Origin of the sequence: Lysinibacillus boronitolerans JCM 21713 = 10a = NBRC 103108 (assembly GCF_000772935.1) — a bacterium.
GTDB lineage: Bacteria > Bacillota > Bacilli > Bacillales_A > Planococcaceae > Lysinibacillus > Lysinibacillus boronitolerans.
In genome coordinates this window covers 166,672-179,207 of record NZ_JPVR01000080.1, presented here as the reverse complement: position 1 = coordinate 179,207, position 12,536 = coordinate 166,672, and the positions used below count along the sequence as shown (strand labels likewise).

Genomic DNA, 12,536 nt, shown 5'->3' with positions numbered 1-12,536 from the left:
TTTCTTATTTGTAATGTTCCCAACTAAGATTGTTTAAAACACGTCAACATTTTACAATATCTTTGGCAAAACTGCGATTATTTCTATTATCGAAAATCGTCAAAATATTTGTTAAAATATACATATCTGCTAGTAGCATATGCATGCAGTGTTGATTCTTGAACGGGGAAAAGGGGAGAATGATTATGACAAACGAGGTAGTAATCGTGAGTGCGGTGCGTACAGCAATCGGCTCATTTCAGGGGACATTAAAAGACGTACCAGCGACAACGTTAGGTAGCATTGTCATTAAAGAGGCATTAGTGCGTGCTGGCGTAGCAGGAGAACAGGTTGATGAGGTCATTATGGGGAATGTTTTATCGGCTGGGCTTGGACAAAATCCAGCGCGTCAAGCGGCAATTAAAGCGGGGTTACCTCAAGAGGTATCAGCTTTAACAATTAATAAAGTATGTGGATCAGGTTTAAAGGCTGTTCATTTAGCAACACAGGCGATTTTAGCGGGAGATGCAGAGATTGTTGTTGCAGGTGGATTTGAAAATATGAGCCAGGCTCCATACGTATTAAAAAATGCTCGTGAAGGCTTCCGAATGGGCGACCAAAAGGTAGTAGATACAATGATTCATGATGGCCTATGGTGTGCTTTTAACGATTATCATATGGGCATTACAGCTGAAAATTTATGTGATATGTATCAAATTTCTCGAGAAGAGCAGGATGCTTTTGCAGCTCGTTCTCAGCAACGCGCAGAGGCAGCGATTGCAGCTGGCAAGTTTGAAAATGAAATCGTTGCTGTCGAGATTCCACAGCGTAAGGGAGAGCCACTTCTTTTCAATAAAGATGAATTTCCACGAGCAGGTGTGACAGCGGAATCCTTAGGTAAGCTACGACCAGCATTTAAAAAGGATGGCTCTGTCACAGCAGCGAACGCGTCTGGTATAAATGATGGTGCGGCAGCGGTAGTGGTGATGTCAAAGGAAAAAGCACAAGAGCTAGGCATTCAACCAATGGCGATCATTACAGCGAATGCTAGTGCTGGTGTAGATCCTGCAATTATGGGGACAGGTCCTGTAAAAGCAGTACAAAAAGCGCTGACAAAGGCTGATATTACTTTAAACGATATCGATTTAATTGAAGCAAATGAAGCATTTGCAGCACAATCAATTGCTGTAGATCGTGAATTAAGCTTTAATCATGATAAACTAAATGTTAACGGGGGTGCTATTGCTCTTGGTCATCCAATCGGTGCAAGTGGTGCTCGGATTTTGGTAACGCTATTACATGAGATGGAAAAGCGTGATGTGAAAACGGGCTTAGCCACATTATGTATCGGTGGTGGACAAGGCGTAGCAACAGTTGTGAAGCGCCCTTGATGTCAATAAGAAGGTGAATAGAAATGGGAAAGAAACGAAAACAGCAACAGCATACTGACAATAGCGTAACAGCTAGTCTACCTAAGCAAGAGGCCGTCACATTAGCAGATCAGCTAGGTGGCGATGTGCTAGCAAAATTAAAAGCAGCGAAGCAAGATTTAACTGCTAAAGAGCAGGCGGCAGAAGAAGAGCGTCAGGCAAAACTAGCTTTTGAACGTAAACAACGAGAAAAAAACAAATCGTTTGAAGAACTTTTAAACGAATACGGCGATAAAGGTACAAAATATTAAGAGAGAACAGTGAATTCACATAAGTGGGTTCACTGTTTTGTATTTTACAGCATAAAATTTATATGGCTGTGGTCGATATAGAGGGAGAGGTTTTTGAATTTAAACGAACGGGAGACGCTGCCAATAACATATACCTAATTGTAGTTTAGTATCGATTAAATTATGTTAGGAGAACAACATGGTAGAATTACAGACAGAAAGAATAAGATTAATTCCTTTAAACGCTAAGTATCTAAATTTACTAATAGAGCATGAGGAACAAATGGCGGAGGAGTTGCTCTTAAGAAAAGGTGAAGGGAGTTTAGATAACGAGCTTAAACAAGCATTGTATTTTAGACTTTCCAAAGTATTGGAAGATGAGCAAAACTATTTATGGCATACAAATTGGTTACTTGTATTAAAAGAAAAAAATTGTGCTATTGGTGGCATAATGCTAAAAGGAATACCAAGTGAGCAAGAGGAAGTTGTGATCGGGTATTATACTTTGCCTCCTTATATGGGGCAGGGCTATATGACAGAATCAATCATAGCTCTTAAAAACTGGTTACTTCATCAGCCAAATGTAAAATACGTTATTGCAGATACCGAAACAGATAATATGGCTTCCCATCGAGTTTTAGAAAAAGCAGGGGCTGACTTGTATAAAGTAACGAAGTCCCTCTATTTTTGGCGGTTTCAACTTTAAAATAAAAGACAAAAGGCTATAATTGTGCCTTTTGTCTTTTATTTTTGAGTATTTTTCTTACTGCAACAACGAGACTAACAAAAACAATGGCTCCAGCTGTGTCGACAAGCACATCTTGGGCACTCATTGTACGACCTGGCGTAAAGCTTTGACGAAATTCATCAAGCACCGCGATTGTAGCCGTTCCACCGATAGCAATACCTGCTGCAAAACGTCTTTTTCCCCAGGCGAAGTAAAGGCCAAGTGCGATGCATCCAAATCCCATGAAGTGTGTCAATTTACGAATTAAAAACTCTACAAATGGAAAATAACCTCGTTCTTCCACTGAAACGATGGTTCCCCAATAGGGAATTTTTAAAATAGAAAGTTGTTTTTCCAAAGGTTTATTGGCAAGCAAATCTTCTAATTCTGGTAGAATACTCTGTTGTTCATAGGTCATACTAGAGGAAATTACTAGTACAACTAGACAAATGATAAAAATTAGCCATTTTTTCATCGATGTTCTTGATAGTTCTCATTTTTTGTTAGCTCATTAGCTACCTTGAAATCTGTTATTGAATTAATTTTCTCGTAGGAAGCAAGCGTTTGTGCTAGTTGTTGTTGTGAGCTTGCGCCAATGACCGTAGAAGCGATTGTCGGCTCTTTCAGATTAAAAGCGATAGCCAAAGCATGCAAATCATCATAGTGTGAGGCTAGGTCTGTTAACGTTGTTGTTAACTCCTCAGCAGTATAGGTGTTAAAACCATTAACATGTTGTAGACGTTGTTGCCAGCTATTCGTTAATAAGCCCTTTGCCACTGTGCCACGTGTTACAACAGATGCACCTTGATTCGCAATAAAATCAAACCATTCTTCAGGGCGGCGATCGAGAGCACTGTATTGCATCATAACGCTTTTAGCTGAGCTTGCAGGTAAAAATTGCTGCAATACATTAGGGCGAATTGAGGATATACCGTATTCACGAATGAGCCCTTCTTTTTTAAGCCCTTCAAATGTGTCAATTATCCCATCCCAATTATCTTCGATTGTGCCACCGTGTAATTGGTATACATCAATATAGTCCGTTCCTAAACGTCGTAAGCTAGCATGGACAGCTTCTTTTATATAGGATGGTGATGCATCCCAATGCCAGCCATCTACCCCTTTTGCCCACCGATTACCTACCTTTGTTGCTAGGATGATATCATGACGACGCTTACCTAACGTTGCGCCAATAATCTCTTCATTTGCACCATAATCATATAAATCAGCTGTATCTATATAGTTAATGCCAGCATCTAATGCCATATCGACAATGGTAGCTGCTTGTGTTTTATCTGTCGAAAGAGACATGCCTCCTAAACTAATCTCTGAAATAAACAATTCACTTGTACCAAGCTGTCTTTTTTTCATACGAATGACCTCCTTCGATTTCTCTACTTGTAATGGTACAATGAACATATCTGAAGAACAAGCGAGGTTATCGTCAATGAAAAAGTTCGAGGAAAAAACAACGAAAACGACACCGATCTATGACGGAAGAATAATAAAATTACAAATTGATGATGTCACTTTACCAAATGGACAGGTTGCAAAACGTGAAATAATTAAGCATCCAGGTGCCGTAGCAGTGATTGCTGTTACGGACGAGGGTAAACTAGTGTTAGTAGAACAATATCGCAAAGCGCTGGAGCGTTCTATTATTGAAATACCGGCTGGAAAGCTTGAGCCAGGTGAGGAGCCAGTAGTGACAGCACGCCGAGAATTAGAAGAAGAGACAGGCTATGGCGCGCATCAACTTACTTTTTTACAAACATTTGCAACATCACCAGGCTTTGCGGATGAAGTTATTCATTTGTTTGTGGCGAAGGGATTATATACAATAGATAATAAAGCAGATTTAGATGAGGATGAATTTGTCGAACTATTAGAAGTTTCGTTGGAAGAAGCACAAGTAATGGTGGCTGACCAACGTATATATGATGCTAAAACAGCATTTGCAGTACTATGGCTAGCTGCAAATTTAGAAAATAATCTTTTAGCATAATAGAGACGGACGAGCATAAGCTGTACAAACCTTGATAGAAAAGGAGCATGTTTATGTCTCGTACGGTGTCTATTTTTTATCACGCTTCCATCATTGCAGTAAGTTTTGTTTGTGGCGTTATTTTCTTTCATATTATTGGTGGACCGAAAGCGGAACCCTTTATATTATTTATAGAGCCTCGTTTAGCAGATGGGGACAGGCAATCCATTTTTCGTTTAGTACTGCCTGTTGCTATTTCCATAGGTCTTATATTATTACTAGCAACTCATAGCGTCTTAAAGGTGTTAGTGCGTGTGACTGTAGCCATGCGTGCCACTTTTTTTGGCTTTAGTTCGGTTTTTTTATTACAAAAACTTGAAGCTTTTTGGCTTTATACGATTTGGTGGTTTCCATTTCAGCTTATCTATTGTATATTGTTGCTAGTCCTATGCAATTTACTTGTACCTGCTTGGTCAAAGCGAAAAATCGGGAAACAAGTATCTGGTCGGACAATTTTGTTGAATTTTATCTCATTTTTCATCATAATAGTTGCTGAGTTTATTGTTATTTCTTATGTGTTAAAATGATGGATTGAATGGACCAAAATTGTGATCAGATAAAAAAGTAGAAGCATGTTAGAAATCTATTCACTATCTTGTAATAGGATTTACTCCTTTGGTATAATGGAAAGAGTTTAGGGGGGCGTCACATGGAGAGCCGAATTGATCGTATAAAAAAACAGTTGCATAGTGCTAGTTACAAGCTGACGCCGCAGCGAGAAGCAACAGTTGCTGTTTTGCTTGAGCACGAAGAGGATCACTTAAGTGCTGAAGATGTTTATCTTTTAGTAAAAGAAAAAGCACCTGAGATTGGTCTAGCGACTGTTTATAGAACGTTAGAATTATTAACTGAGCTCAAAATTGTCGACAAAATCAACTTTGGCGATGGCGTATCGCGCTATGATTTACGCCAAGAGGGAGCTGCCCATTTCCACCATCATCTTGTTTGTATCGAATGTGGTGCTGTTGATGAAATTCAAGAAGATTTGCTTGAAGATGTGGAAGCCGTTGTTGAAAAACGTTGGAACTTTATCATAAAAGATCACCGACTAACTTTCCACGGCATATGCTGGCGCTGTCATGATAAAAACGACGAATCGAATGAAGAAAATTAACAAAAAGCTGTCTGTTTTAATCTTTGGTATAGATTGAATCGGACAGTTTTTTGTTTTTTTATTGGAGTATAGAACGCCATAATAGTTGGTGGTTTATGTCGAATGGAGGGGCTTTTAGCACATTTCTTAAGGCCATGCTAAAATAGAGAATAATTGACAGTGAGGGGGCGTTGTGATGAATGAATTTCAATATGCAGTAGAGGACTATATCCATTTTATTCAAGTGGAAAGGCAGTTATCTGTTAATACATTAGCATCCTATCGCCGAGATTTAGAAAGCTATGTGCATTTTTTAAAGGAAGTAGAAGGTATGTCTGATTTTAGTGTGGTGGAACGGACAACTATATTACGCCATTTAGAGCAATTGCGGGCACAGGGGAAGACAAGTCGTACCGTTGCCCGTCATATTTCATCTATTCGGAGTTTCCACCAATTTTTATTACGAGAAAAGCGGGCAGAAACCGATCCGACAGTCCATTTGGAAATGCCGACAATTGAGCAAAAGTTGCCTAATATCTTATCGATCGAAGAGATTGAAGCTTTACTAACAGCTCCGAATCGAAGTAAGCCACAAGGTATACGTGATCTTGCTATGCTAGAGTTATTATATGGATCTGGTATGCGCATCAGTGAACTTATTGCACTGGATTTAGCTGATATTCATTTAACTATGGGCTTTGTACGTGTATTTGGGAAGGGTGGCAAGGAGCGAATCATACCACTCGGCAAAAGCGCACTTTCGGCAATAAATGCCTATTTAAATGGTGCTCGGGGTCAATTACAGGGAAAGTACCCCAAAACAGATGCGTTTTTTATTAATCAAAGAGGGAAACGTTTAACAAGGCAGGGTTGTTGGAAATTAATGAAGGAGCATGCCTTAAAGGCAGGCATCCAACATGAATTAACACCACATACATTGCGTCATTCCTTTGCCACTCATTTGGTTGAAAATGGAGCTGATTTACGAGCGGTACAGGAGATGCTTGGTCATGCAGATATATCTACTACGCAGATTTATACACATATTAGCAAAACAAGATTATCTGAGGTTTATAAGCAATTCCATCCACGTGCTTAAAAGTTAATAGGAAAAAATTATATTTCAGTCGGATGTCTGACCTTTATTTTTCGCATTTTTTTGGTAAAATAGAGTCATGAGATTAGGAGGCAACCATTATGAATAAACCATTTAACAAAATCCATGTTGTTGTCATGGATTCCGTAGGTATTGGTGAAGCGCCAGACGCTGCAAATTTTGGGGATGTTGGCGCACATACACTAGGACATATCGCTGAAAAAATGAATGGGCTTACAATGCCAGTAATGGAGTCATTTGGTTTAGCGAATATTGAACCATTGCATGGGATGCATGCAACTACTGACCCAAAAGCATACTACGGTAAAATGCAAGAAGCATCAGTTGGTAAAGATACGATGACAGGCCATTGGGAAATCATGGGACTAAATATTGATAAACCATTTAAAGTGTATCCAGATGGGTTTCCAGCGGAGCTAATTGATGAGCTAGAGAAACGTACAGGTCGTAAAGTGCTATGCAATCAACCAGCAAGTGGTACCCAAGTAATTGAAGACTTCGGGAAGGAGCATATGGAAACAGGTGCGATTATTGTCTATACATCAGCCGATCCTGTTTTACAAATTGCTGCTCATGAGGAAATCATCCCACTAGAAGAGCTATATAAAATTTGCGAAATTGCTCGTGAATTAACATTACAGCCTGAATATTTAGTAGGTCGCGTCATCGCTCGACCATTTGTGGGGACACCTGGAAACTTTACTCGTACATCCAATCGTCATGATTATGCGTTAAAGCCATTTGGTCGAACAACGATGAATGTTTTGAAGGATGCGGGATTAGATGTCATTGCTATTGGAAAAATCTCGGATATTTTCAATGGTGAAGGTGTGACAGATTCTGTACGTACAAAAAATAATAGAGATGGTATGGATCAATTTGCAGAAGTTGTACGTCGTGACTTCCACGGTCTGAGCTTCTTAAATTTAGTGGACTTTGACGCCAATTTCGGCCATCGTCGTGATCCACTAGGCTATGGACAGGCATTACAGGAATTTGATGCACGTCTACCAGAAATTCTAGAGGCAATGTCAGAGGACGATTTATTAATTATTACAGCAGATCATGGCAATGATCCAACCTTCCCAGGGACAGATCATACACGTGAATATGTACCACTAATTGTCTATTCACCACGTTTCAAAGGTGGGGCAGAACTTCCGCTACGTGAAACTTTTGCTGATATTGCAGCAACGGTTGCAGAAAACTTTCATGTAGAAGCACCACCATTCGGTAAAAGTTTCTTACATGATTTGAAATAAGGGGGTTTTTTTGTATGAATATGGTTCAATTGTTTGAAAAGAAAAAACAAGGATTAGAGCTTTCTCAAGCTGAAATTCAGTATTTTGTTGAAGGCTATACGACAGGCTCAATCCCAGATTATCAAGCAAGCTCTTTATTAATGGCGATACGTTTACTAGGTATGTCAGATGATGAGACATTTTATTTAACAAAGGCAATGATCGAATCAGGCGATGTTATTGATTTAACATCTATTGAAGGCTTTAAAATTGATAAACACTCAACAGGGGGAGTTGGTGACAAGGTCACGCTTGTTGTTACGCCAATTATTGCTGCTCTCGGAATTCCTGTTGCGAAATTTAGTGGTAAAGGCTTAGGGATTACTGGGGGAACAATTGATAAACTTGAATCCATTCAGGGCTTTAAAACAGAGCTTTCATCCCAGGAATTCATTGATAATGTCAATCAGCATAAAATTGCAGTTGCTGGACAAACAGGTAATCTTGTACCCGCCGACAAAAAATTATATGCATTGCGTGATGTGACAGGTACTGTCGATTCTATTCCACTAATCGCCGCATCGATTATGAGTAAAAAAATTGCTAGTGGTGCCGATGGTATTGTATTGGATGTAAAATGTGGCTCTGGTGCGTTTATGAAGACGCAGGAAGAAGCACAGCGTTTAGCAGATACAATGACGGCCATTGGTGAAAAACTTGGCCGTAAAGTCATCGCACATATTAGTGATATGGATAATCCATTAGGGAAAATGATTGGTAATAAGCTTGAGGTAGTAGAGGCTTATGCCCTATTAAGTGGACGTTTGGAAGAAACGCATGAAGATTTAGTTGATGAATGTGTTGTCATCGCTTCCTTGATGTACCAAATTGCGGCTGGTGTGAATGAAGCGGAAGCGACAGCTGCGGTTAAGGGAGTGCTAGCAGATGGCTCTGCCGCTGCAAAATTCGAGGAGTTTATTGTGGCGCAAGGCGGAGTAGTCTCTGATATTGTTCAAAATGACACAGCTCATAAAGTAGCAGTGACAGCGGTTTCAGAAGGCACTGTGGAAACTATAAATGCTTTATTAGTTGGTGAAGCAAGTGTTAGTCTAGGCGCTGGACGTTTAACGAAAGAATCAAAGCTAGATTATGATGCAGGTATTCAGCTAATCGCCAAAAAAGGTGATCATGTCACTAATGGCGATACGATTGCTTATTTGTATTCAAATCAGCCGATTGACGAAGAGACAATTAATAAAATTCAGCAAGCTTATACAATTGCCTAAAGATTATTAGCGAGAGCCCTCACTTCAAGAGGGCTCTCGCTTTTTTGTGTTCCATCAATCACCAAAATTTAGAGAAATATGGCGTTTAGAAATTGTTGATTTATCCCATACTGCACTTAACCTAAAAAGCTATAAGTATGTCGATTAGACACTATTTCGGAAGACTTTGCACTAGTTCTGTCAGCCACAAGGATTCACCCTAATGAATGTGGAATTGCACGAGGAGGAGGCGATGTTCATGCATTATCAATTAGAAATGGTCACAAGAGAGACAGTCGTTATACGTTTGTTTGGGGAGCTCGATCATCATGCAGTGGAACAAATTCGAGCGAAAATTTCTGCAGCAATTTTTCAAGGCACTGTGACGACCATCATTTGGAACTTGGAAGGACTATCTTTTATGGATAGTTCAGGAGTTGGTTTAGTGCTTGGTCGTATGCGAGAGCTAGAGGCAGTTGCTGGGCGAACTATATTATTGAATCCATCGCCAACAATGCGAAAAGTATTTCAATTTTCAGGGTTAGGACCGTGGATGATGGATGCAACAGAGGAACAAGCGATTGATCGCGTTAGGGGGATTGTAAATGGATAACGAAATGACATTAACTTTTTTGGCACTTAGTGAAAATGAAGCTTTAGCGCGTGTTGCTGTTACAGGCTTTATTGCACAATTAGACCCAACTATTGATGAGCTATCAGAATTTAAAACAGTTGTCTCAGAAGCGGTTTCCAATGCTATTATTCATGGCTATGAAGAAGATGGTAAGGGTATTGTGACAGTTCATGCTAAACGTGAGGATGATATTGTGACAGTATCTGTCATGGATAAAGGGATAGGAATTGAAGATGTTAGTCGAGCAATGGAGCCATTATTTACAACAAAAGGTATGATGGAGCGTTCAGGTATGGGCTTCACGATTATGGATAGCTTTTCAGATCAGCTAACAGTTATATCAAAATGGCAAGAAGGAACAACTGTAACATTCACGAAGAAATTCTACACAGTTCGCACAGCGGTAATGTGAGGTTAAGCCCGTGAAGCCGTTAGAACAGTCGTCCGATAAGCTATTGTCTCAGGAGGAAATGCGTGATTTAATTGCACGTGCACAGCAGGGCGATCATGAGGCTCGTAAACGAATGGTAGAAGGCAATACGAGACTTGTGTGGTCCATTGTTCAACGTTTTACAACGAGAGGTGTTGAGCTTGAGGATTTATTCCAGATTGGCTGCATTGGGCTCATGAAATCTGTGGATAAATTCGATTTAACCTATGATGTGAAATTTTCAACCTATGCCGTACCGATGATCATTGGAGAAATTCAACGCTTTTTAAGGGATGATGGCATGGTGAAGGTGAGCCGCTCTATTCGTGAGCTCAATTTTAAAATCCGCCATGCTACAGATGAATTTATTAAAAAGAACGAACATCCACCAACCATTCAAGAGCTTGCTCAGGTGCTTGGTGTGACAACAGAGGAAATTGTTACCGCATCCGATGCATTGAGAGACCCAGCCTCTCTTCATGAGCAATTGTATGAGAGTGAGGGGGATTCCATTACACTAATGGATCAAATGAAGGATGAAAAATCGGAGCAACCCTTTGACTATATCCCGTTGAAAGAAGTACTAACGAGACTTGAGCCAAGAGAACAGTCTATCATATATCTTCGCTATTTTTCAGATTGCACGCAAACTGAAATTGCAAATAGGTTAGGTATATCGCAGGTACAAGTATCCCGATTAGAGAAAAAAATCCTTGCCCAGCTGAAAAGTTGGATGGCAACAAGCGCAACAGTGGAGCAGGAAGTAATAAAAAAAGACATCTAAGAAAATGGTGACAGCATGACAAATAAATTATTTAACAGCTTAGAAGAAGCCGAAGATTTTCTTATAGAACAATTTGGTGACGGCGAATCGTTTGACGTTGGTATTAAACACTTATTTGTCAAGGATTTGCCGGTCCTTTGTGCATATATTAGTGGGCTTGTAGATGGAGAAGCTTTAACACAATTACTGTCTAGCATGCTTCCAGATGAGGACATTGAGATTGATGTAGAGGATGAGAAGGAATATTTTGAGTCCTATTTTAATTTCCATGGACGTTCAGAGGAAACAGAGCGTAAGGCCTATTTACTATCCATTTTGAGTGGACAAGTCACCTTTATTACTAAAAGTGGCTATTGCTATGTTGCAGAGCTTAGAAACTATCCAGGACGTTCTCCTGAAGAGCCAGATAATGAAAAAGTTATTCGTGGCTCAAGGGATGGCTTTACAGAAGGAATTTCTCAAAATACGGCTTTAATACGTAGACGAATTCGCAATAGTAATTTACGTTTCGAGCTACATAAAATATCCAAAATCGGTCAAACCGACGTGGCGATCGCGTTTATGAAGGATGTTGCCAATGAAGATATGCTCGAAAGTTTACGACAGCGTCTTGGACAAATCAATCATGATGGCTTGACGATGGCTGATAAATCATTAGAAGAATGGCTTTTTAAACAAAAGTTCCACCCAGTGCCATTTGTACGTTATACGGAGAGGCCCGATATTGCTGCAGCTCATCTACTTGAAGGGCATATAGCTATATTAGTCGACACTTCTCCATCCGTTATTTTAGTGCCTGTTACGGTGTTTCATTTATTACAGCATGCAGAGGAATATCGTCAGGCACCTACAGTAGGGACGTTTGTACGTTTTATGCGATATTTTGGCTCTGTTATGGGTTTACTTTTATTGCCGTTGTGGTATGTATTTGCAACGAATGAATCCCTACTTCCAGATGCCCTCTCCTTTTTAGGTACGGAGGAGAAATCGCATGTACCTTTATTACTACAAATTTTGATTGCAGATATTGGCATTGAATTTTTGAGGATGGCCGCCATTCATACTCCGTCACCATTATCCACAGCGATGGGATTGGTTGCGGGGGTAATCATTGGTCAAATTGCAATTGATGTTGGATTATTCTCATCAGAGGTGGTCCTCTATACAGCAGTTGCAGCCATTCTTATTTTCATTATTCCATCCTATGAGCTCAGTATCTCCATTAAAATTTTTAGGTTACTGTTACTTCTAATGACGGGTCTCTGGGGTGTCAATGGGTTATTTATTGGTTTATTTTTATTGTTTACGTATTTATGTTCATTGCGACCAATGCAGGCACCTTATTTATGGCCGCTTGTTCCATTCTTTCCAACAGCGATGCTTCGTGTCATCATTCGTTTCCCAATGACTTCGGACGCACTAAGACCTTATGTAGTCGCTTCCAAACAGCGAAAAAGATCATAGGAGCCGTTGCACTCGTTTTTTTCATGTGATAAAGTTCACATATAGTATTTTGTGATTTTTGCAAAAATTATTTTCATTCAAGAAAAAGCAAGTACTAT

General features: G+C 39.8%; 15 protein-coding genes. 13 read left to right on the top strand and 2 right to left on the bottom strand.

Annotation, left to right across the window (positions count from 1 at the left end):
- Positions 1–185 precede the first annotated feature (185 nt).
- The 3 genes from CD31_RS19325 (at position 186) to CD31_RS19315 (ending at position 2,345) form a co-directional block, all read left to right on the top strand.
- Positions 186–1,370: an acetyl-CoA C-acetyltransferase gene (locus tag CD31_RS19325; RefSeq protein WP_081977524.1), complete on the top strand. Its 1,185-nt coding sequence runs from the start codon at positions 186–188 to the stop codon at positions 1,368–1,370.
- A gap of 23 nt (positions 1,371–1,393) precedes the next feature.
- A complete protein-coding gene (locus CD31_RS19320) occupies positions 1,394–1,660 on the top strand; it encodes a YqkE family protein (protein ID WP_036080173.1) in 267 nt (88 codons plus the stop codon).
- 178 nt (positions 1,661–1,838) lie between these two features.
- Positions 1,839–2,345, top strand: coding sequence for a GNAT family N-acetyltransferase (locus CD31_RS19315; protein ID WP_036080170.1), 507 nt, complete (start codon positions 1,839–1,841; stop codon positions 2,343–2,345).
- A gap of 16 nt (positions 2,346–2,361) precedes the next feature.
- Here CD31_RS19315 and CD31_RS19310 read toward each other — a convergent pair whose 3' ends face one another.
- Both CD31_RS19310 and CD31_RS19305 read right to left on the bottom strand, forming a co-directional pair.
- The gene (locus CD31_RS19310) at positions 2,362–2,841 is read right to left on the bottom strand and encodes a VanZ family protein (protein ID WP_016992968.1); all 480 of its coding nucleotides are present in this window, start codon (positions 2,839–2,841) and stop codon (positions 2,362–2,364) included.
- On the bottom strand, positions 2,838–3,737 hold the full coding sequence (locus CD31_RS19305) for an aldo/keto reductase (protein ID WP_016992970.1): 900 nt from the start codon (positions 3,735–3,737) through the stop codon (positions 2,838–2,840). The genes CD31_RS19310 and CD31_RS19305 overlap by 4 nt, the downstream gene beginning before the upstream one ends.
- Before the next feature lie 76 nt (positions 3,738–3,813).
- On the opposite strand from CD31_RS19305, the gene CD31_RS19300 reads away from it, so the two are divergent.
- The 10 genes from CD31_RS19300 (at position 3,814) to CD31_RS19255 (ending at position 12,438) form a co-directional block, all read left to right on the top strand.
- Positions 3,814–4,371 carry an NUDIX domain-containing protein gene (locus CD31_RS19300; protein WP_036080167.1) on the top strand — a complete coding sequence of 186 codons (558 nt, stop codon included), beginning with the start codon at positions 3,814–3,816 and terminating at the stop codon, positions 4,369–4,371.
- Positions 4,372–4,424: 53 nt separating this feature from the next.
- Positions 4,425–4,937 (top strand): hypothetical protein, encoded by a 513-nt coding sequence (locus tag CD31_RS19295; RefSeq protein ID WP_036080164.1) that lies wholly within the window; start codon positions 4,425–4,427, stop codon positions 4,935–4,937.
- Positions 4,938–5,059: 122 nt separating this feature from the next.
- On the top strand, positions 5,060–5,524 hold the full coding sequence (gene fur, locus CD31_RS19290) for a ferric iron uptake transcriptional regulator (protein WP_008174639.1): 465 nt from the start codon (positions 5,060–5,062) through the stop codon (positions 5,522–5,524).
- A 175-nt stretch (positions 5,525–5,699) separates the two neighbouring features.
- Complete coding sequence (xerD, locus tag CD31_RS19285) at positions 5,700–6,602, top strand: site-specific tyrosine recombinase XerD (RefSeq protein ID WP_016992979.1); 903 nt, start codon at positions 5,700–5,702, stop codon at positions 6,600–6,602.
- A 98-nt stretch (positions 6,603–6,700) separates the two neighbouring features.
- Entirely contained in the window at positions 6,701–7,882 is a 1,182-nt protein-coding gene (gene deoB, locus CD31_RS19280) for a phosphopentomutase (protein ID WP_016992981.1), read from the top strand.
- A gap of 14 nt (positions 7,883–7,896) precedes the next feature.
- Complete coding sequence (locus tag CD31_RS19275) at positions 7,897–9,147, top strand: thymidine phosphorylase (protein WP_036080159.1); 1,251 nt, start codon at positions 7,897–7,899, stop codon at positions 9,145–9,147.
- A gap of 238 nt (positions 9,148–9,385) precedes the next feature.
- Complete coding sequence (spoIIAA, locus tag CD31_RS19270; protein WP_004232181.1) at positions 9,386–9,739, top strand: anti-sigma F factor antagonist; 354 nt, start codon at positions 9,386–9,388, stop codon at positions 9,737–9,739.
- A complete protein-coding gene (spoIIAB, locus tag CD31_RS19265) occupies positions 9,732–10,172 on the top strand; it encodes an anti-sigma F factor (protein ID WP_016992986.1) in 441 nt (146 codons plus the stop codon). Before spoIIAA ends, spoIIAB begins: the two co-directional genes overlap by 8 nt.
- 10 nt (positions 10,173–10,182) lie before the next feature.
- On the top strand, positions 10,183–10,974 hold the full coding sequence (gene sigF / locus CD31_RS19260; RefSeq protein ID WP_009370709.1) for an RNA polymerase sporulation sigma factor SigF: 792 nt from the start codon (positions 10,183–10,185) through the stop codon (positions 10,972–10,974).
- Between the two features lie 15 nt (positions 10,975–10,989).
- Positions 10,990–12,438, top strand: coding sequence for a spore germination protein (locus tag CD31_RS19255; RefSeq protein ID WP_036080156.1), 1,449 nt, complete (start codon positions 10,990–10,992; stop codon positions 12,436–12,438).
- Positions 12,439–12,536: the final 98 nt, after the last annotated feature.